This window comes from Acinetobacter sp. YH01009 (genome assembly GCF_013420765.1).
In the GTDB taxonomy this organism is placed as follows: Bacteria; Pseudomonadota; Gammaproteobacteria; order Pseudomonadales; family Moraxellaceae; genus Acinetobacter; species Acinetobacter amyesii.
The window spans coordinates 97,511-118,905 of the sequence record NZ_VOYE01000003.1; the positions used below are offsets into that span (position 1 = coordinate 97,511).

Annotated in this window: 20 protein-coding genes; 10 read left to right on the plus strand and 10 right to left on the minus strand. The window is 35.6% G+C overall.

The genetic code is table 11. From position 1 onward, the window contains the following. Window positions 1-9 precede the first annotated feature (9 nt). The 4 genes from purT to FTT76_RS05560 all read right to left on the minus strand — a co-directional run bounded on the left by purT (window position 10) and on the right by FTT76_RS05560 (window position 3,222). A complete protein-coding gene (gene purT, locus FTT76_RS05545) occupies window positions 10-1,215 on the minus strand; it encodes a formate-dependent phosphoribosylglycinamide formyltransferase (protein WP_180190138.1) in 1,206 nt (401 codons plus the stop codon). Window positions 1,216-1,369: 154 nt separating this feature from the next. Then, the gene (locus tag FTT76_RS05550; protein WP_180190139.1) at window positions 1,370-2,002 is read right to left on the minus strand and encodes a hypothetical protein; all 633 of its coding nucleotides are present in this window, start codon (window positions 2,000-2,002) and stop codon (window positions 1,370-1,372) included. 123 nt (window positions 2,003-2,125) lie between these two features. Continuing rightward, a complete protein-coding gene (ygaH, locus tag FTT76_RS05555; RefSeq protein ID WP_078189050.1) occupies window positions 2,126-2,473 on the minus strand; it encodes an L-valine transporter subunit YgaH in 348 nt (115 codons plus the stop codon). Further along, on the minus strand, window positions 2,470-3,222 hold the full coding sequence (locus FTT76_RS05560) for an AzlC family ABC transporter permease (RefSeq protein WP_078194362.1): 753 nt from the start codon (window positions 3,220-3,222) through the stop codon (window positions 2,470-2,472). The genes ygaH and FTT76_RS05560 overlap by 4 nt, the downstream gene beginning before the upstream one ends. Before the next feature lie 103 nt (window positions 3,223-3,325). On the opposite strand from FTT76_RS05560, the gene FTT76_RS05565 reads away from it, so the two are divergent. Both FTT76_RS05565 and FTT76_RS05570 read left to right on the plus strand, forming a co-directional pair. Next, on the plus strand, window positions 3,326-3,805 hold the full coding sequence (locus FTT76_RS05565; RefSeq protein ID WP_078189048.1) for a hypothetical protein: 480 nt from the start codon (window positions 3,326-3,328) through the stop codon (window positions 3,803-3,805). A 435-nt stretch (window positions 3,806-4,240) separates the two neighbouring features. Then, window positions 4,241-4,399 (plus strand): hypothetical protein, encoded by a 159-nt coding sequence (locus FTT76_RS05570; RefSeq protein ID WP_180133541.1) that lies wholly within the window; start codon window positions 4,241-4,243, stop codon window positions 4,397-4,399. Window positions 4,400-4,495: 96 nt separating this feature from the next. On the opposite strand, the gene FTT76_RS05575 is transcribed toward FTT76_RS05570, so the two are convergent. After that, window positions 4,496-5,203 (minus strand): Crp/Fnr family transcriptional regulator, encoded by a 708-nt coding sequence (locus FTT76_RS05575; protein WP_180190140.1) that lies wholly within the window; start codon window positions 5,201-5,203, stop codon window positions 4,496-4,498. Between the two features lie 100 nt (window positions 5,204-5,303). On the opposite strand from FTT76_RS05575, the gene FTT76_RS05580 reads away from it, so the two are divergent. Then, complete coding sequence (locus tag FTT76_RS05580; protein ID WP_180190141.1) at window positions 5,304-5,843, plus strand: DUF962 domain-containing protein; 540 nt, start codon at window positions 5,304-5,306, stop codon at window positions 5,841-5,843. A gap of 63 nt (window positions 5,844-5,906) precedes the next feature. Here FTT76_RS05580 and FTT76_RS05585 read toward each other — a convergent pair whose 3' ends face one another. Next, on the minus strand, window positions 5,907-6,299 hold the full coding sequence (locus FTT76_RS05585) for a hypothetical protein (RefSeq protein ID WP_373686030.1): 393 nt from the start codon (window positions 6,297-6,299) through the stop codon (window positions 5,907-5,909). A 273-nt stretch (window positions 6,300-6,572) separates the two neighbouring features. Beyond that, window positions 6,573-7,664, minus strand: coding sequence for a redox-regulated ATPase YchF (ychF, locus tag FTT76_RS05590; protein WP_078189045.1), 1,092 nt, complete (start codon window positions 7,662-7,664; stop codon window positions 6,573-6,575). Between the two features lie 269 nt (window positions 7,665-7,933). On the opposite strand from ychF, the gene FTT76_RS05595 reads away from it, so the two are divergent. Next, a complete protein-coding gene (locus tag FTT76_RS05595) occupies window positions 7,934-8,698 on the plus strand; it encodes a glutathione S-transferase family protein (protein WP_168379640.1) in 765 nt (254 codons plus the stop codon). Window positions 8,699-9,019: 321 nt separating this feature from the next. Next, a complete protein-coding gene (locus FTT76_RS05600) occupies window positions 9,020-9,490 on the plus strand; it encodes an Lrp/AsnC family transcriptional regulator (protein ID WP_111885999.1) in 471 nt (156 codons plus the stop codon). 89 nt (window positions 9,491-9,579) lie between these two features. On the opposite strand, the gene FTT76_RS05605 is transcribed toward FTT76_RS05600, so the two are convergent. Together FTT76_RS05605 and FTT76_RS05610 are read right to left on the minus strand one after the other, a co-directional pair. Then, entirely contained in the window at window positions 9,580-10,332 is a 753-nt protein-coding gene (locus FTT76_RS05605) for a YebC/PmpR family DNA-binding transcriptional regulator (RefSeq protein WP_111886000.1), read from the minus strand. A gap of 302 nt (window positions 10,333-10,634) precedes the next feature. Beyond that, window positions 10,635-11,204: a 1-acyl-sn-glycerol-3-phosphate acyltransferase gene (locus FTT76_RS05610; RefSeq protein WP_078189041.1), complete on the minus strand. Its 570-nt coding sequence runs from the start codon at window positions 11,202-11,204 to the stop codon at window positions 10,635-10,637. 961 nt (window positions 11,205-12,165) lie between these two features. On the opposite strand from FTT76_RS05610, the gene FTT76_RS05615 reads away from it, so the two are divergent. After that, a complete protein-coding gene (locus FTT76_RS05615; protein ID WP_180092602.1) occupies window positions 12,166-13,413 on the plus strand; it encodes an integrase family protein in 1,248 nt (415 codons plus the stop codon). A gap of 337 nt (window positions 13,414-13,750) precedes the next feature. Here the strand turns inward: FTT76_RS05615 and FTT76_RS05620 are convergent, their stop codons facing one another. Further along, window positions 13,751-14,545: a hypothetical protein gene (locus tag FTT76_RS05620; RefSeq protein WP_180092605.1), complete on the minus strand. Its 795-nt coding sequence runs from the start codon at window positions 14,543-14,545 to the stop codon at window positions 13,751-13,753. A 133-nt stretch (window positions 14,546-14,678) separates the two neighbouring features. On the opposite strand from FTT76_RS05620, the gene FTT76_RS05625 reads away from it, so the two are divergent. The 4 genes from FTT76_RS05625 to FTT76_RS05640 all read left to right on the plus strand — a co-directional run bounded on the left by FTT76_RS05625 (window position 14,679) and on the right by FTT76_RS05640 (window position 21,335). After that, window positions 14,679-14,891, plus strand: a complete 213-nt coding sequence (locus tag FTT76_RS05625; protein WP_180005595.1) for a helix-turn-helix domain-containing protein — start codon at window positions 14,679-14,681, stop codon at window positions 14,889-14,891. Window positions 14,892-15,107: 216 nt separating this feature from the next. Next, window positions 15,108-15,647: a hypothetical protein gene (locus FTT76_RS05630; protein ID WP_180190142.1), complete on the plus strand. Its 540-nt coding sequence runs from the start codon at window positions 15,108-15,110 to the stop codon at window positions 15,645-15,647. Between the two features lies 1 nt (window position 15,648). Beyond that, on the plus strand, window positions 15,649-17,946 hold the full coding sequence (locus FTT76_RS05635) for a hypothetical protein (protein ID WP_180136598.1): 2,298 nt from the start codon (window positions 15,649-15,651) through the stop codon (window positions 17,944-17,946). Window positions 17,947-17,948: 2 nt separating this feature from the next. Further along, a complete protein-coding gene (locus FTT76_RS05640) occupies window positions 17,949-21,335 on the plus strand; it encodes an integrase (RefSeq protein ID WP_180190143.1) in 3,387 nt (1,128 codons plus the stop codon). Window positions 21,336-21,395: the final 60 nt, after the last annotated feature.

Below are 21,395 nucleotides of genomic sequence, written 5' to 3' on the forward strand. Positions count from 1 at the left end.
GTTACAAACTTAGTTTTGTTGAACACTGACTTGTTGTGCAGCATGTTGAGCAAGTTCACGCGCATGATCTGTGGTTTCAGCACGTGCTGTTGCTACGCCCATACGGCGACGTTTAAAGCCTTCTGGTTTACCAAAGAGGCGTAAATCGGTGTCTGGATTAGCCAAAGCAAGATTTAAGCCAGTAAATGATAAATTGGTATCATCCACGCCTGCATAGATGACTGCGCTCGCAGCAGTACTGTGTCGAGCAGTATTCACAGGCAGACCAAGAATGGCACGTGCATGCAGTTCGAATTCGCTTTGGAATTGCGATGCAAGAGTGACAAGGCCTGTATCGTGTGGACGAGGTGATACCTCACTAAACCATACTTTATCGCCTTTGACAAACAGTTCCACCCCAAAAATGCCACATCCACCTAATGCAATGGTTACTTTATTGGCAATACGCTTGGCTTCTTCTAAAGCAAGAGCAGTCATGAGTTGTGGCTGCCAACTTTCTACATAGTCGCCAGCGTCTTGGCGGTGGCCAATCGGGTCGCAGAATGATGTTTCAATTTCACCTGTTTCTGCATTTTTTGCACGAACAGTCAGCAGAGTGATTTCAAAGTCAAAGTCAATTTGTGATTCCACGATCACTGTACCTTGATTTACACGTCCACCTGTTTGTGCATATTCCCAAGCAGCATCGACTTCATCAAAGCTTTTTACACGTGACTGTCCTTTACCCGAAGACGACATGACAGGCTTAACAAAGTTTGGATAGCCAATGTCATCGCATGCAGCACGGAACGCTTCAAGTGTGTTGGCAAATCGGTAGGCTGAAGTCGGGAGTCCAAGCTCTTCGGCAGCTAGACGGCGAATCCCTTCACGATTCATTGTCAGGTTTACAGCTTTTGCAGAAGGAATGACAGTGGCAATCTTTTGTTCTTCAATCTCGACCAAAACTTGAGTCGCAATGGCTTCAATTTCAGGGACAATCAAATGAGGCTTAACTTGAGAAATTAAGGCTTTAAGTGCATCAGGATCTGCCATATTTAAAGTATGAGAAAAATGTGCAACTTGCATGGCAGGAGCATGGTCATAACGATCGGCAGCATGAACTTCTACACCCAAACGTTGCAATGAAATCACAACTTCTTTACCGAGTTCACCAGAACCTAACAGTAAGACTTTATACGCTGAAGACTGAAGTGGAGTACCAATAGTGACGCTCATGTAATCATCCATGCTTGATTTTATGGGAATTTAAGCATAGCAGAACTTGTTCGAGAGATAAGCGAGTGTTCACATAAATAAATGATATTGTCCAACAATTTTTTTTATATCTTTATGGGTATGCGTTCGTGTAATTATTTACCTGTGAAAATCTTTAAAAAGTGGTATTTAGTTGTTTTTTATTTAAATTCACTTTAAATATACCTGCATTTTTTACAGATGCAGGGAATGGCTCAATATCCAAATTTGCACATTGAAGCGCACAAAGCTGTATAGATGTTTGGCGGAAATTGGGCCAGTACAGCAATCCGAGCAGTGGTGCGACGCATATGCATAAAATAAATATCATTCCAACTAAAACGGCAGTGAAATGAAGCGCGTCTGTAGCCACCGACAGAAGGTGAAATGATGAATTGAGCCATGAACTGAGGCTGAAAATGCACAATAGAAAAATCAATAAAAAACCGGATAGCTGCAGAAAATTGTTGAACAGGCGGGGCATCGATATGTGTGAAAACATCAGGCGACGTGGATGTAAGTGCAGAATCTGCTGTGTGCAGTTATATAAGCCCACAATCTTTTGTTGCTGATTTTTCTCTATATAAATGGCGCGGATCAGATCTGCAGGTTGGCAATGTACAGCGCAGAAATTACCACTGAACAGCTGGCTTTGAATGAAGCATTGAAAATATATACTTTCGATGGGCTTTTGCAGTCCCCAGCTTAATTCAGATGGTTGTCTGGAATGAATATAAATTTTGCCTTGAATAAAATGGTACTTTGCCATCTATTGGTTTTCGCTAGATTTTTTATGTTATGCGTTGACTATCTCATAAATACTGCTAATTAAAAAGCACAGGCTAATGAAGCTTGTGCTTGATGTTTTATTTGGATTGTCGCTGACTCAGCTTTAGAGATGAAAAGGTATATAGGTATAGACTAAGCCGTAAGTCAGTGCTGCAGTGAGCGTGGCTGGTACAATTTTCTTAAACTTGAAATACAAGCCTGCAAGCACAGCAAATCCAACCAACATGGCAAAGCTTTTATTTGGGGTTTCAAGCAACGGCGGTAAGGTTGCAACCACCAACATTGAACTAATTGCGGCAATGCCAATCGAGCCCAAAGCGATTTTAAGCCATAAAGAACCACGCTGCTGTGAACCTTGCTGAAATTTCTGAATTACAAAAAATGGCCCAAACCGTGATGCAAAATTCGCAATTCCGACCAAGATCCCAACCAAGATAATTTCTAGATTCATGATGCTTCACCCATATGTTCAGGATCAGGTTTCTTTAAGACATAATGTTTGAATAAACCGGCAAAAATACCAGAAGAAATACCGATAAAAATCGCAGCAGACAAGTCGATAAAGTAGCAGGCAATCGCAGAAACAATAATTGTAACCGTGACCACAAATGTATGTTTTTTCTCAAATGCTGCGAGTAAAAAGCTTAAAAACAATGCAGGCAGTAGGAAGTCGAGTGCGGCTTGTAAAAATTGTGGAAGGTTGCTGACTTGATCGGCAAATAAACCGCCTAAAAATGAGCCTGTTGCCCAAGACAGCCAACTAAATAAGCTGAGTCCTAACATCCAAGATTCTGACCATTCTTGACGACGTTGCGACAGTTTGATCATGCCTGATGCGAAAACTTCGTCGGTTAAACCCCAAGCCCACACCGCAGTTTTCTTTAAGTTAAGTCGATCTTGAATCAGGTTTTGTAAAGCAGGACCGTAGAGCAAATGGCGTATATCGAGAGCAATCACAGTGAGTGCAGTCATCCAAATAGATGTTCCACTTCCAAGTAAAGCAACGACGAGAAACTGACTGGCACCTGCATACATGGAGCATGATAAAAATAAGGCTTCCCACGCAGTAAAACCAAATTGAGTCGCAGAAACCCCAAATGCAAAAGAAACAGGAAGATAGGTAAAGATAATGGCTTGACTATCTTTAGCACCTTGCCAAAAACCCGCAGGCTGAACTGTAGGAAGTTTGTGCTCAGACACGACACACCTTTGAAAGAGTTGAACAACAGGTCAAATGATGATTGAGTATTGTACTCGAATTCACTAGCATATTGCCGAATATGTTTGCTGAAATGAGCCGGATATGCAGAGGTTAAAGATGCGTGGGATACTGATTGTTTCATTATTGAGCAGCACGGTGTTGTTGCAGGCCTGTGGTAATGATGGAGCTGAACAAGCTCAAGTCGAAATTAAAGCAGCACCAAAATTAACCAATGATGCAACGGAGTATGCTGCCAAAGCTTGGGCATTTATCAATGAAGTTGATCCGATTGTTTATGCAAAGCAAGTCGATCAGATGGAAGAGAAAGTCCGTGTTCCAGCGCGTAAATTGAGTACCGAATGGCGTATCAATGTCAAAATGACCGATTCTGTTACGGAAGGCAAATATGCACTGTGTCGTAAGGCTTTGACAAGTCTGGAAATTTGGGCACGTGAAAGTATTGATCAGAGTTCGACTGTTGCACAGAAGCAAGCTGATTATGAGCGTGATAAAAATCAATGCAAAGGTGCGATTGAAAACCCTGAACTCGGAAATACCGATCCGAAAAAAGTAGGCGTTTAACCCGATCAAAGCAGTGAAGATTCACTGCTTTTTTTTTGGAAAATATCAAAAAACAAGAATAAATCTATAAGAGAGGATTGGAAAATCCTCCTCAAAGTATCGCTATTTCATATAAAAATTAAATCAGACTGCTGTCTTGGTATTGAGCTAAATTCCAAATTGTATGGTTGTTTTTTGAAGTCAAATAGATAAAAAGCATTGATTATTAAGTACATAATTATTTTTTATAAAGATTCAGTGATAAAAAATACTCCATTTTAGAACGCCAGTCGTCTGTCCTTTCCTTTAATTAATATTTTTAAAATATTAATAATACGAAGTATAGATAATGTGATAAAAAATTAAAATTATCAGTATTTGATAAAATATGTAAAAATAACTGCGTAAAAGATGAAGTATGTAAATTAAATTAAAGACGTTGAATAGGTGATTAAGATGAAAAAAACATTAATGATGTTATCGGTTTTGGCTGTTTTGACTACAGCAGTCAATGTACAAGCAGCGACTGAAGACAAATCAGAAGCATCAACTCAAGAAGTTGCAGCATGTACAAATGGTTTTGACAGTGTAAATGTTTGCCAATTATTGTCTTGATCAAAATTCGATAAAGCGAAGTGCCACAAATAAAAGCAAAATAATTATAAAGAATCATTCTGGTGCAATTAAATGCACTTATTTAAATCACAAATGTCAGACATCATGCACAGGAAGTGCATGAGCAATCTGATGTAACTGCGCTAGATCTAAAATTTCAATTTGTTTAAACGCTACACGAAGCACCTGCATTTTTTCCAACTGCTGAAGCTCCTGATTGACTGATTGTCTTGAGCAATTCATCAGTTGCGCGAGTTGTTCCTGCGAGATATGTATGGTGTGTTGCTCAATTTCCAAATGATTTCCATATCCATTTAAAATAAACAGCAGACGCTGTGCGAGACGTTGACTTAAACTTTGCGTTTGTAAGGCTATGAGTTCCATAAAGGCATAGCGAAGTTTTTGACTGGTGAGCTGGGCAATATGAAACCAAAACTCAGGGTGTCGTTGTAATAATTGCTGAATTGCTTGAGCCGGTAAGTGTAATAAGGTGGACTTTTTGGTGCAGATGGCATCGTGAGAACGTGGTAATTGGTCAACCAAGGATATTTCGCCAAACCACATAATCGGCTCAGCAATGGCGGCAATCGCTTCTTTGCCATGAATATCAATATAGCCTAAGCGAACTGCGCCTTCTAAGACCGCATACATACCATTAAAACGCTGTCCTGATAAAAAAACACGTGCGTCTTTTTCGAAAGTTAAGGTCAGGGCATGGTGGTAGATAAAGTCTTGGAAGGAAATATTTAAGCCTGAATACCACACATTTTTATTGAGTTGATGCACATATTGAGCGTCCAGCACAGCATATCCTTATTTTATGGTCCAACTTGTCTATTAGATGACAACTTTATTGATGCATTTTTTATATAGTGAAATGAGTGAATGAACAAGGAGTAAGTTAATGAGCAAACTTGAAAGACTGTTAAGCCAATATGCAGCATATCATTTAGATCGAAAAAATGTGCTGACGCATTTTGTGGGTATTCCGCTTATTGTATTTTCGATTATGTGTCTAACCGCACGAGCAGGGCTGATGATTTCAGGTTTTGAACTGACCCTTGCATTGTTGTTGATTATTGCCAGTGTCATTTATTATCTGAGTTTAGATAAAATTTTCGGTTTGATTATGCTTTTGGTGTTTGCAATCACATATCCCTTAGCCTTAATGATCGCAAAAATGAGCCTTATGTCATGGTTGATCTGGAGTGTGGGGATCTTTGTAGTGGGTTGGATCATCCAGTTTATCGGTCATTATTATGAAAAGAAAAAGCCTGCGTTTATGGATGATGTCATTGGCTTGGCAATAGGGCCTTTATTTGTCCTAGCAGAATTTGTGTTTCTACTCGGCTTTCGTAAAGAGCTTGAACAACGCATGTTGACAGAAGCAAGAAGACAGCGTGCAGAGATGGATGCAAAAGCATTACATATTGCTCAACCATAAATGAGTTGAATAAAAAAGCCGGATAATTCCGGCTTTTTTTGCGATGTGTTGATTCTCAACTGTTTAGGATTTCACAGCAACTTTATGTTGTTCCGCTGCGACCTTTTGTGCAGCGATTTTTGCTTTTGCGTCAGTATTTGCAGCTTTGGCAGCATGGGCTGAAGTTTTAGCTTCTGATTTTGCTTGTGTTGCAAGATGCTGTGCTTGAGCTGCATCATGTTTTGCTAATTTTTGATTATGTTTCACTTTGCTCTGAGCCAATTGGCTGGCTTGTTTTGCATCGTGTCGAGCGACTTTTGCATCATGCTGCGCAGCTTGTGCTGCATGTGTAGCAGTACGTTCCTGATGTTTTGCATCTTTAGCAATGGAAACACAAGTACCACCTTTATGGTTTGCACCTGTACCACCTGTAAGTGTGGTGCCTTGTGGACATGCAAACGCAGTTGCACTAAGCATTGTAAAGATACCTGCTGTTAGAATTGTGCTGATTTTTTTCATTGCTATTGTTCTATGAAAATAGGCATTAGTGCCTATGAGTAAATTTATAGCAGAACGGTAGAGATTTAAGTCGTTGCACTGTGGTGACTCAGCAACCAAATCATGTATTCGTGTCGATATAATTTTGTTTTTAAGCAGGTTTTAAGTTTTTAAATATGCTTATTTTTTGGCTTCATCATTTGCCTAAAATTAAAGAAGCCAGCAAATTGCTGGCTTCTTATGGGTGCTGTTTTATACGTTAAAACGGAAGTGTAAAACATCGCCATCTTGAACGATGTATGTTTTACCTTCTAAACGCCATTTACCTGCTTCTTTAGCGCCAGCTTCACCATTGTATTGAACGAAGTCGTTGTAGGCAACACATTCAGCACGAATAAAGCCTTTTTCGAAGTCAGTGTGAATCACACCTGCAGCTTGAGGTGCAGTTGCACCAATTTTTACTGTCCAAGCACGAACTTCTTGTACACCAGCTGTGAAGTATGTTTGAAGACCAAGTAAGCCATAACCTGCACGAATAACTACGTTTAGACCAGGTTCTTCCATGCCTAAAGCTTCAAGGAATTCAGCACGATCTTCATCTTCAAGTAATGAAATTTCTGCTTCGATTTGGTTGCAAAGGGGAACCACAATTGCATTTTCTTCAGCAGCTAATTTTTGCACTGCTTCTAAGTGAGGGTTATTTTCGAAACCATCTTCTGCAACGTTGGCAATATACATGGTTGGTTTAAGGGTTAAGAAGCCATAACCACGCACCAATTTACGTTCATCTTCATCAAGGTCAGCTGCACGCGCAGGTTTACCTTCATCCAGTAAAGGTAAGATTTTGTCTAAAACAGCTTTGGTCGCAATCGCTTCTTTATCGCCACCTTTTGCAGATTTTGCTAGACGTGTAATTGCTTTAGAAACAGCTTCTAAGTCAGCAAGTGCAAGTTCAGTGTTGATTGTTGCGATATCGTCAAGTGGATCAATTTTGCCATTTACGTGAATGACATTCTCGTCTTCAAAACAACGTACAACATGTGCAATAGCATCCGTTTCACGAATGTTAGCTAAGAATTGGTTACCAAGCCCTTCACCTTTAGATGCACCAGCAACAAGACCTGCGATATCCACAAATTCCATCGTGGTTGGGACAACACGTTGTGGGTTTACAATTTCAGCAAGTTTATCCATACGTGGGTCAGGTACAGGTACGATCCCAGTATTTGGCTCAATTGTACAGAATGGGAAGTTTTCAGCAGCAATCGCAGCTTTGGTTAATGCGTTGAAAAGCGTTGATTTACCAACGTTCGGCAGGCCGACAATACCACAGTTAAAACCCATGAAATAACTCACAAAGTATTATAAAAAAATTGTGGATGATTTTACATGAAAGCCATAATAAAGTCAGGTGATATGGGCAGGAGAATGTATATCTTATTGAATCGCGCTGAGATCGAGATGAATTCACGTCTGAATAAAGCTTAAGTTGCACTACGGATGCAGAATAGGTGCAAAAATGACATTGTGTTTCAATAACACAGTGACTAAAGTATCCCTATAAAATTACTGGGTTTTATAAACCACAGTTACAACAAAAACTTGGAGCATTTATGCGAACTCTCTACCAGTTTCCACTCTCACATTTTTGTGAAAAGGCGCGCTGGTTACTCGATCACAAAGAGTTGGATTATGTGGCTCATAATTTAATGCCGGGTGTGCATCGTGCATTTGCACAGCTTAAAACAGGGCAAAACAAATTACCGATTTTACGTGATCAAGATCATTGGGTTGCAGATTCAACTCAAATCGCCTTTTACTTGGATGCGACCTACCCCGAACATAGTCTGATCCGTCCAGATGTCAAACTGCGTGAAGACGCTTTAGAAATTAATGAACTCTCCATTGAGTTAGGCCAACATGTGCGCCGTTGGGGGTTGGCACATGTATTAAATGAAAGTGAAGAATCACTTGATATTTTAATTGGTGAAAAAGGCTATTTACGTCAGTTTGAAAAATATTCAAAACCGATTATAAAGGCACTGGTTTCTAAGGGTTATCAATTAGATACAGATAAGGTTGCGGCTTCACGTGAGCGACTGGATGAAATTGTGGTTGATTTAAATCAACGTCTGATTGAACAAGGTGGGCGTTATTTTGTGGGCGACCGATTAGGTTTAGCCGATATTGCGGTGTGTTCAATGTTAGCGCCGTTATTAGAGGTTGTCGGAACGCCGTGGGAAAAAGAGCATGGCGAAACCTTGTCAGAAGAGTTCAAAGCTTATAAAGCCTATTTGAGCGATTTGCCTTTAGGTCAATATGTACAACGCATATACCAAACAGAACGGAATGCACGGGTAGATTGGCGTGGTGTATAAGCCCTTTATATAAAACTTTGCGTCATACTGCTTAAAAAAAGCGCGCCTAATGGCGCGCTTTTTTTAAGCCACTTAATACTTACTTGGTAATATAAAAAATCAAACCGTGATGAAAAAACATTCATTTAAACACGATATATATGCAAATTATTATGTTCATAATGCATATGAGCTTTATTATTTTTAATAAATCATGCTATACATGAGAAAACTTGCACATAAATGCTGATTTTAAAACTTAAAATAACATTGAAAATGACAACAGGTGTTTGATGAATCAGGATCATCAGCACTGTTTTCAAAAATGGCTGGAGTAGACTGATGGAACTAGACCGTTTTGATAAACAAATTTTAGAAATTTTGACCCATGAAGATGTCAATTTAAATGAACTGTCAGAGCGGGTGAATTTATCGGTCAGTTCAGTTCATCGTCGGATCAAACAATTGATTGATCACAATATTATCAGTGGTCTGAAACGTGAAATTAATTATCAAAAATTGGGCTTTAGTTTGCATGTGCTGCTACAGGTGTCCTTAAGCAAACATGATACAGATACTTTTGCTAAATTTTTAGAAGCATTAGAAAGTATTCCAGAAGTCATTAATGCATTTTTGGTGACAGGGCAGTCTGCCGATTTTATTGTGGAAGTCGTTGCACGGGATATGGAAAACTATAGTGAAATTTTACTCAAGCGCATTGGTAAAATTGAACACGTAGTTGCATTACATTCGAGCTTTGTAATTAAACAATATAATGTTTTTAACTGTAATGGCTTATTAAATAAGGTTTAAATGCAGCCCTCATATATAAACTCAAACAGTTGAAAGCTAGGCAATAAAAAACGCACCGAAGGGTGCGTTTTATACTTCACTCGATTGAACTATAGAGCTTCTAACTCAGCCATCACTTCATCGGTGAATTCAACGTTGGTATACACGTTTTGAACGTCGTCAAGATCTTCAAACATATCAATCATTTTGATGATTTTTTTCGCTTGTTCGATATCTGAAATTAACGCTTTAGTTGAAGGGTTCATGACCACTTCGGCGTTATCAGATTTTAAACCTGCTGCTGCAAGTGCATCCTGAACCTCACCGAAAGTTTCAGGTGTGGTGATAACTAGAATTTCTTCTTCGTCCACTTCGATGTCTTCAGCACCCGCTTCTAAAGCGACGTCCATGATTTGATCTTCTAAAGAAACATCTTCAAAAGTAATCTCACCACGTTTGGTAAACATATAAGCTACTGAACCTGCAGTACCTAAATTACCATCAGTTTTCGAGAAGCAATGACGAACGTCAGGAACAGTACGGTTCAAGTTATCCGTCATTGTTTCAATGATGACCGCAACACCACCAACGCCATATCCTTCGTAGGTTACTTCTTTTAGATCGGTATTTTCTTCACCGCCCACACCACGTTGGATCGCACGGTTAATGGTGTCACGTGTCATGTTTGCAACTAATGCTTTTTCAACAACAGCACGTAAACGTGGGTTAGACGCTACATCACCGCCGCCTAAACGTGCAGCTGTCACGATTTCACGGATAAATTTTGTGAATACTTTAGCGCGGCTCGCATCTTGTTTTGCTTTACGATGCTTAGTATTAGCCCACTTGGAATGACCCGCCATGCGAAATATGCTCCTTGTAGATTGGCCTTATGCCTATCAAATTGAGCAAATTCTACCATAATGGCTTTTTTGTGTGAAAGTACTGGATTTCAGGAATTGAGTAGTTGAAAAAAAAATATCCAAATTTGAGAAAATAATGCGAAATGTCTAAACGCTCGTACTGTAATTTTTCTTATGATGAGAATTGGGCTGAAAGGAGCGAGGTGATCTTGTTATAAAAGGAAGATATAAATGTACAATGCATGGAGCACGATACATTTATATCTTTAAGTACGTATATCTTAAAAAAACGTGAATGGCACTTAGTCTTTATTTTTAGGTTCTGGGATCACGATGTCTAAACCTACTTTATCTTTATAGAGCTGCTTAATTAAAGCTAAATCGTGATCGAGGTCAGTTGGGTAAATCTTACCGAAAATACCGCCTTGTTTGGTTTTTGAGTTGGCATACATTAATACAATTGGCACACCTGCAGCTTTAGCGATATACCAAAAGCCTGTGCGAATCGGTTTTCGTGCTTCACCACGTTCTGCTCGTGTCGCTTCTGGAGCAATGACTAAATTAAATTTTTCATTGGCTTCAAAATGCTCAACCATTTGAGTCACGATGTCTTTATTGGCTTTACGGTCTACAGGAATACCGCCAATCGCTTCAAGAACAGGTTTAAATGGACCTTTAAAGAGTTCTTTTTTTATCAGCGTGTGAATTTTAATGTCGTAAATTTGGCAAAGGGCCAATGAAAGAACAGCATCCATCATTGAGGTGTGTTCAAAGCCGACGATCACTTGTTTATTTTCTAAAACATCAGGTTCTACGTGGTATTTCCAGCCCGCCAATTTAAATGCGGATTCGCCAATAAACTTTTTCAACATAGTCGGTGATACGGTGATTTAAAAAAGGTGTAATTTCTGCTTGTTTGTCCTATGAGTCAAGAGCATTTAAGTGAGCTTTGATCTGAATTGTGCATATATTTCAAATCGGAATAAGAAGGGGGATTGAAGACTGATATTTTTTAGCAATAAATCGGCTAAATTTTATATGGTAAAGCTATCATCATAGATAAAAATACTCTTAAAAATTTGCTAAATATGGCTAGGCACCGTCAGAAATTCTTATTAGACTTTTGTCGTAGGTTAAAAATTTTAGCCTGTTGGTCTTAACTCGATTTCTAACGGAGAACTCAAGCATGATTTATTTAACTGCTGTGTTATTCGCTGTTGCAATGTTTGCTTTGATTGTTATTTGGTCAATTGTTGAGTTTTATTTGGACTTAAGAAAGCCTGAACAGGTTGAGTCTTAATTTTTGCGCTTTTAAAATGCGAAATATATAGTATTTCTAAAAGTCATGAATCAAAAAACATTTGCTTATAATGAATAAAATAATATCTTTTAAGTATAACAAATCGTGACTTAATTTACGGGTATTTAGAACTTAAGCTTTTAAATTTTTCTTGAATGTATTTTTTTATAACCTACTTCTCGTATTAAGCAATCGTGGCTTACTCAAGCTGGCTTGAAGTTTTGTACGTATCTATAGGTTATCTGCCATATCTTTTAAAGCCTTAGACTGACTTTATTTAGTTTTTAACATTAAAAAACCCCTCACGATTAATGCACGTAAGGGGTTGTTTTATATGGTGGGCCCACACAGACTTGAACTGTGGACCAACGGATTATGAGTCCGTTAATATAAAAATAAAAAATCAACGACTTAAGTGAATATAATTAATAATATCATCTATTTAATAAATTTTTAAAGTTTACTGTTCACTCTTTTTGTTGATTGATATATATTGATTTTTAGTACTATTTGCTTACCAGATGCTTACTAGAATGAAGTTTACAAAACCAGCTATAGACAAAATTGATTGTACAGATAAGACCAAACCAACTTTTTTTTGGGATGAAAGAACACCTGGATTCGGCGTTAAAGTTACACCTAAAAATAATAAGAGCTACATTTTCCAAGGCCGTATTGGACTTCAAAATCGCCGTATCAAAATTGGCGATGTTAATACGTGGAAATTAGAAGATGCTCGTAAATATGCACAAGAATTAGCGATTATGTGCAATAAAGGCATTGATCCTTTTATTGAGCGTAAGAAGGCTTTAGCTGATAATAAAGAGTTGTTAAAACAAGAAAAACGTAAGACTATTAAATTTAAAGACGTATGGTATGAATATTTAGCAGCAAGGCAACCTAATTGGCGGCCAAGAAGCTATCAGGATCATATCGAATTATCGAGAGGTGGTTATGATCCTGAAAGAAAAAGTGTGTATGCCAGTCAACCCATTTATCAACTGTTTGATTATAAACTTTCTGAATTAACTGCAGATGTATTTTGTGACTGGCTTGATCAAAATGACTACCGTCCAACAACATCAGGTAAAGCATATCGACTCACACGAGCTTTCCTCAATTGGTGTGAGGAACATGAGGATTATGAGAATCTAGTGCCTCCGAAATCATATAACTCTAAAAAGGTTAAAGATAAAGTCCCTTCTCCAAAAGCCAAAAATGATTGTTTAATGAAACAGCACCTAAAACCTTGGTTTGAAGAAGTCAATAAGTTAACTAATAGAAAAATCGCAATTTTTTTGATATGTAGTTTAATCACCGGTTGCAGAAAAAATGAGTTACTTTCATTAAAATGGAAAGATGTCGATTTTCGTTGGAAAACTGCAAAGGTAAAAGATAAAATTGAAGATACAGGTCGCCTAATCCCTCTCACAACATTTGTTGAAATTCTTTTATTAGAGCTAAAGAAAAATTCTGATTCTGAATTTGTATTTAGCAGTAAGGACTCTGAATGTGGCTATATTGTTAATCCCTACGATAGCTTAGAGAAAATATGTAAAAAATTAAATATTGTACTTACCCCCCATGGCTTAAGAAGGTCGTATAAAACGTTAGCAATTTGGGCTCAAATTAATGAAGGATCTTTAGCACAGATTTCTGGTCATAAGCCAAGTGCGTTAGTTGAAAGGCATTACATTGTACGCCCAATGGATATGCTACGCGAAACACTACAAGAATATGAGAATTGGATTTTGAATTGTGTTGGAATATCGTCAATTTAGTTGAAAAATAAGCGATTTATTTCAATTTAAAATATTTTTACCAAAAAAAAAGAGAGAAAATATAGATTTTATCTTTATATAATAGACCACTTGCGTTAGTAAAATTTAAACAGTCGCGAGCTATATTTTATAAGGTTTTTAGCTGATTTAAAAATTAAGTAAAACATACTTTCGGAAGAAGTCTAATATATTGAATAGTTCTATAGTAATAAGTTTAATGGCATCTTTGTTTATCTTTTGCAATTAGATTCTTTTATTTTTAGAAGGTATTACTATTCATTTAGAAGTTGTAGGTAAATAGTAATACTCGTAGAATACGATTTTTAATAAAGTCTCTTTATCCTAAAATCTTTTTATATAGATCTGCAAGGCTCTCATCTATGCAAGGTATTAAATGGCTTGTTTTTGGGTGGGAAATAAGCTCATCTTCAATTTTTTTAGATTTTTCTCGAATTTCAATATCCCAATTACTATTTCTGTATTGTCGCCAATTTAATTTAATTTTAAGTGGTCGATTATATCCCTTTAATTCCATAATAAATATCTGATCACATATTTCATCAAATAAAAATATATGTGATCGCTGAAGATAAGTGGTTTTTTCTAACACTAATTCTAAATTGTTTATAATTAGTGAGCAGCAATCATTTACTAGACTTGTACTTCCAATAGTATATCCCCACTGATGTAATAAATATAATGCACACAGGCTATCTAAAGAGCCATATTTAGCTATTTTTTCTAAATCAGATTTATTAAAACCTTTTATATGTCTATTTTGTATTAAATTTTCAATTATATAATCAGGAAGATTGTTTAGTTCTAGTAGTATTAAATATTCTTCTGTGGTTCGATATTTTAAATTTTTCCATATAGGATGATTGATAATATGAGATGAGCCGATACATTTTGAATCTACTGTTTTAATCCAATCATCTTTAGGTGTTGATAATCCAAATTTATATTTTTTAAATAAATTTGTTACATAGCCATTTTTTGGTTCCTTATAAAGTAACTTCTCTAAACCAAATTCATTTCTAATTTCACCGGAATTTAATAATTTATTATAAAAGAAGTCATACCAGCTTATTGTTTTTGCAAAATCTATCCTAGTTCTTAGTGGTCGGCCCATACATCATTCAGCTTTACTAATATTAATAGGTATGATTATACGAAAAATAGTAATGAAATGGTGTTTAAAATTACAATTTCTTTACTATTTTTAATGTGCTTTTATATCCTTAAATCAATTGGAATAGAAAGATATGGTACTTAAGCATAGGCAAAAGAAGATCACTGAAGATCGACTTTTGCTAACTACGAAAGAAGCAGCGAGATTGCTGGGATATGCAGAACAAACTTTGCGTAAATGGGCATTGTACGAAAACGGACCAATAAGTCCTATTAGGCATGGTCGTAGTCTTCGATGGAGTAAAGCAGAAGTCTATAAATTTGCTTGTGTCAAAGAAGAAGTCTAGAAAAATTGAGCTAGTTTTTCCTGTTTATTAGGTTAATTACATTTAATGTAAAAAGACATGCAATAACAAGAGATGCTAGCTCATCCATAAAATTTTTATCCGTAATTTTTTAAAAATATCATTAGCTTAAATTTCATCTCAATTTAGGCTCTAAGCTTTGTCATGCTCAAAAAAAGGCTTTATGAAATTTTTAGAGGGTTAAATTTGGAGTTAATAATGTCCAAAAATCAAGCTAAAACAAAGAAGAGTTTTAAGCTATCGCGTTTGAAAAAAACTAATTTAATTGAACGTTCGCTAAGAAAATATTCCAATCTAGTCGAGCAGACAGTAAAACTTACTGTTGTTGGAGTTAGTGAGCAAAAGAAGGTAAAAGATCGACTGAAAAATTCAATGATTAATCGCGTTATAAAAGACTATTTGAGCCTTACTCAATATACGTATCTTTTATCCATTGAAGGCAAAAGTCATGAAGATTGGTTTAAGAATCAAGCTAACTATATTTTTTGGTTAGAGCTATTTACTTATCTTCAAAGTCACAAAATAAAATGTGAATATAGAATTAACTTCTATAAGGAACTTTTTGATTATTTAACTAAATTAGAAGATGAAAATTTATTTTATTTAATTAATAAGGAAATCTTGAAGAGGGATAAATATCATATTCCTAAAATAATTTATAAAACAGATTTTATAAATTATTTTAAATTACCTAGAAATATTTTTGAAAACTATAAACTTGATAATATGGAATGCTGAAATGAATAATAAATTGAATTTAGAAATTTTTGAATCAAGATGTGATTGTTTAACTAAAATTTTATCTTCATATAGGGGGGATTTGGTTGTATTGGACTCATGTGGTGTAAAGGATTTTCATAATACTTATATGACTGATGAATTCATGAGAGAATTAAAAGTATTATGTGAAGATATATATTCATATTTGAAAATAAATAAATCTAAGACTCAATATAAGAATATTTTGGGGTCATCAAGTATCTGCATTTTATATAAAAATGTTGAAGATTCGGATGTTATAGATAAAGAAAAACAACTTTCGATTAACCAAAATATTTTGAAAATTTTTAATGTTGTAAATTTTTTAGTTGGGTTGATGTCCAATATAGAGAACTCTCAAGCTAAAATTGAAAGGCTAAACTATAATTTCTATCTAATTTTAAAAATGATGGAAAAAAGTTTTAAAGGTTTTCTTTCTGAAGCTTTACCTATAATTTCTCAATATTTTAATCATGTTATTGAGTTCGATCATACGGCTAAGACCATTAAAGAATTCAATACTTATGCAAAAGCCCAAAATGTACATGTCACAGAATTCTGTAAGCGCCTTGATGCTAATGTTTCAGAAAATATAATCAAATCTCTAACAAGGTATTTAGACGAGTACAGAATCGCAGTTGAGGATATCTTTTATCACAACAATGTAAGAATTAAAAAAACGGATCAGATTGATAGTATTGAAGATTTAGCCGTTGATCCGCAGACTTATAATAACCCGCCTTTAGTCACCGAGAGTCAGTCTGATTACTCAGATGACAAAGATAGTATTGATGATGAAGTTGATGAAGATAAGGTATTTAAGCAGTATGATTATAATCTAAATGAAGATACGCGCAGATTAGCACCGTTTGTCTCACATCCAAAATTGAATCGTCATATAGATAGAACTCAGCAACCAACGGTGAGTAATATTTACTATTTGGACATACCCTTATTAAAAATTGTAAACCAGGTTTTACTTGACCAACTTCATGAAAACAAAGATATCATGGAATCTGCAAAAGCAGCTTGTTGCTTGATGTCAATCTTTACCGGGCAGAGTGCCGTTATATTTCAAGATATCGACCAATTGCTAAAAACTAAGCAATTAAAACGTAGCTCCAATCGTGCCTATTATTTGTGGATCGTTGATGCAAATGTAAATAAAAATTTGAAAGGTCAAATTGCTAAAAAAGACAATAAATATAACGAGCATAGAACTTGGGCATTTCAAATTCCTGCTATGTGGATTGATAGAATTAGAGAGGCTAACCTTTCCAATCTAACGAATACAGATTTCGAAAAGTCTTTATCAGAATGGTTTTATCATCGTCGTATAGGCCCGATATCAGTTACTTCAATTGCTTTACAACTTTCCTTTCATTTGAACCGTATATGTAAAGATGATCTTACGAAAAATTTCTTAATCGGTAGACAGGTTTCACACCAACCTGATCTAGCGTATGGGGGATTTTCTTATAAACATTTAAATGAGGTATATGAGCAGTATATATATCTATGGTTTCAAAATAAAAACGAGGTAAATGTTTTAGATCGTCCGCAATTTATTCAAGTAGAAGAGCAAGCCCGCGTAGGAAGTCAGCGTGTATGGTCATTTGATAAAGCGAAAAAATTCTTAAATACATTAAACTTAAAAGTTGTCCAAGTTTTAAAAGAAGAACAAGACATTGCTGAAAAATTTAATGCTTTCAGTGTTTGGATCTGGTTTTGTTGTTTATTGTCTTCAGGTGCACGTCCTGCTATAGGTGCATCTAGTATCAGAGAAAACTTTGATTTTATTACTAATATTGTATATATCCATGATAAGAGCAGTAGATCTCGTCCACATGGTCGTTATTCACCACTGATCGAATTCGTTGTTAATGAGTTACAGCATTATGATGAATTTATCAAAAACATTAATGCCTTAGAGCTAGCTAATACAGCAGATCATAACTATTACCTTTCTTATTGGAAGAAAGGTTCAGAATTCATGAGCTTCACATTGGAGCCACTTACACAAAAGCATATAGCATCTTATTTATCAGAAAACTTTCCTGAAATTGATGAGTTATATCCCAATTGGACGCGGCATTTTGTAAGGAATTTTTTAGAATTGCCCGACGCGATTTTTAAGAGTTGGTATGCGCACGATCAACAAAATGAAATTGGATTTTCAAAATACTCATCTTTACAGCCTTATACCTACTTGACTGATATTAAATATGCAGTAAATCATCTGTTCAAAAGGCTTGAATTAAAATCGGTGGTGGGCTAATCATGACAGATGAAGAGTTACAGCAAATTCGAACTAAGCTAGAGACTTCGGTGAATATTTTATTTGAAAAAATTTCAGGATTACTTATTCATGAGATCACGGAATCTTGTGGAAAAAAGAAACTCGATGATCAGATTCAAACTGAAATGTATATTGCTAGAGCCAAAGTCGAAAAACACTTTCACAATAGAAAAATCTCAAAAAAAGATTTAGAAGAATTAAGGGAATTTTGGTCTGAATTATGTGTGAAAAAAAAGCAAGAAATTGAGTCAAAAATTCCGTGGTTAAAGGATCAATATGAAATTAAGCTTATTCAAAGAGCATATTCAGCTCCAAATATTAAAGACATTGAATCAACGCAAATTAAGTTGATTAGAGGGCAAAGGTTACATGAGTTTAAGCTCAAGTTGCATTTCTTTTGGGAAGCTGAATTACCGAAAAGGCTTAAAACTGATGTTTTTAATGCTGATTTTACGGATGCGCAAAAGGAATTACTTTTTCGACAATTTTTAATGGCACTAATTATTGATTGTGGGTGTAGTCATAAAGAAGACTTAATGGCGATTTTAAAATCACTCAGAGCATATTTTTCAAATGATCAGTTAAAACCATCAGAATTGTCGAGTGGACTTGTATCCTTATATTGTCAAGGTTCACCAAAAACGGGTTACTTATATAATTATCCAGTAGAAAATGAGAAATATGCGAATTTAGTATATCTCGATAATCCATTTCAAATTAAACAAATTTATCTCACACCAATCAGCCTATTAATGATGGTGCGACTCGTTAATATTATAGAATCTGAAACTCAGGTTGAAAAACGTCAGAATGAGAAATGGCTCATTCACATTTTGGATGCAATTGATACTCAGAATGAAGATCACTTAGATCAATATATTGATTTGGCTATATTGGATGTTGATCAAAATAGTGTGTTGCGCAATTATTTTTCTAAGGAAAAATATAAGTTATTTGAGCATATCGATTACGTGCAGTATTTTAGTCAAAAGAATACGCTTGACGGTTTTACAACGGCATTATCTACGGGGACGTTAGACAGCGCTGCACTATCATTGTCAACCTTAAAAATGCTTGAGACACTTCATGCATTTAAAGACAAGAAATCTTTAATAAAGAAATCGATTACTTCCGAAAATAAGTTTGATGATCCGACCGATATTTATCGAAAGCCTAAGTCTGAAAATATCCAAAAGTTGAGCACAGGGTATCATTGTGCCGCAGAAATTAAAAAAGGATTGATAGGGCAATTTCAAGGTAGAAAAAAGACCGAGACAATTAAGCAATTGTCAGAAGATATTCAGTCACTTAAAGAAAGTTACAATAATCAGAAGTATGAAATAGCTAAAGATATTGCGCTTGTGAGTGTTCAGATTGCCTTGATGACATGGTATCGGGATTACCTCGTGAGTGGTCAATCTTCAAATGTTTCTAGAGCAAAAGACGGAATTGCACTGAGTTCCTTGGATACCTACAAATCATCATTCGCTGAAGATCTTTTTATGTATGTTGTTACTCATGACCTTGATCTTCTGAAGATGGATGAAGAACAATTTGAGGGAGCATATGAGTATATTTTAAGTGAAAAATTTATTGCTGATAAGCGACGACAACATAAAGCATCTAAAAATAATGTTAGGGAGGTGAAATATAATAGCTATGGTAAAGCTGTAAAAAATTTAAAAAAATTTCATAGCAGTTTAATTCACAATTTTGGTGCTCCTCGAGTAAATTATTTAGACCAGTTAAAATCTGATGATCTTCAGATGTGTAGAGCATCATATATAACTCCAGTGATGTGGGTGCATTTTAATAATTTGATTGATCGCCAAGTTGATTTGAGTAAAGAACAAAAAAGTATATTCAAAATAATTTGTATGCTTGCTTACCGCACAGGTTTAAGGATTGGTGAGATTCTTGGGTTAAGGCTGAGAGATTTGGCTATGACGGATTTGGATGTTAAAACAATTGGCTATGAGCGATATTATTATTTAACAGCAAGCAATCCTCAATTTTTTAAAATCTTCATTCATAATAACTATTATCGTCAGGTTAAAACGGAAAATGCAAAACGAGGAATCCGTCTTGATGAGTTGCTAACTGAACGTGAACTGAATGAATTTATTGGCTTAATCAAAAAGCATCTTAATGTAAAAGTTGATCAAAGAAGGTTGGGGGCAGAAGATTGTTTTATCTTCCAAGATGAATTTGGTCAAATTTTTTCATCTCGTTTTATTGGTGCTAAGACAAAGGAAATTTTTGATACTTTATTCAATAACGAACCACACGATTATTCCTTTCATAGCTTTAGGCATACTGCGACAAACAATTTAGCTTTAATTTTGAAAGGAAGTGAAGCGTTAATCAGAAGTTGGATTGGCTACTCACCTGATCAGATTGCCAAAATTAAAAATTATTTATTGGGTAATACGGAAAGTATTGCTGGACGTCAGGATGTTTGGAAGATTTTGGCACATTTTATTGGCCATTCATCTATTGAGATGACAGCCAACTATTACCTGCATTTTGGTTCAATGTTAGTCGGGGATGCATTATGTCCAGATGAAAGTAAAATATCAGCAAATATTGTAAGAGCTTTACTCTCTTGCAGAGTATTCAAGAAACAATTGAATACGTCGCAAATGAAAGAGAAGCTTGAATTAAAAGAAATCTTAGAGAAAATAGCCCCCAATTCAAAGATTATTCAAGACGCAATATTTCCTGATCCGTGGCATACTCCGATATTAAAATGTGAAGATGTAGAGCAAACTGATCATGTAGCCGAAAGGCTCAAACTGAAATCAGAATTGAATGATATTATAGATGTACTTTCAGGAAAAAATGAAAATCTGAAGTTGAAAGAAATTGGGAGAGACTTGGCCTCAAACCTGTATAAAAATAGACACTATCAACAAAAAAACGATATTTCTCAAAGTAATCCTTTAGACATGCTGTTAAAGCATATCAATAGAAATAAGTCTGGAAATGTATTTAGCGAAGCTGATTTTAAAATTTTCACAGCTTTACTGGATAGTAACTTTATGCTGGATTATTTTGAGCGCCGTATTCGTCTTATAGATGCTCGTATGGAGGTGTATATCCAAAGCGAACTAGAGCATCAGGAGTTTGACCAATTTTGTCAGGAGCTTAAAGCCATAGATAAGCAGTTTTTTCAAGGAACAATTAAAATACCCAAACGGTCATGGGAGGAAATAGAAGCTCAACTTAGAAAGGCCAAAAGTAAAAAAGGGGTAAGTCTGATAATTAGTAATGACAACTATAAAGATAATGTGTGTCAAAAAATCTTGAGTGATTTATTTTTAGCAGTCATCTATCGCCGTTGGAAGTTAGCTCAAATCAATGACTAATCACAGCGTTAAATAATTTAACAGGTTTGGAAATCCCATTACTTAAAAAAATGGAGGCGA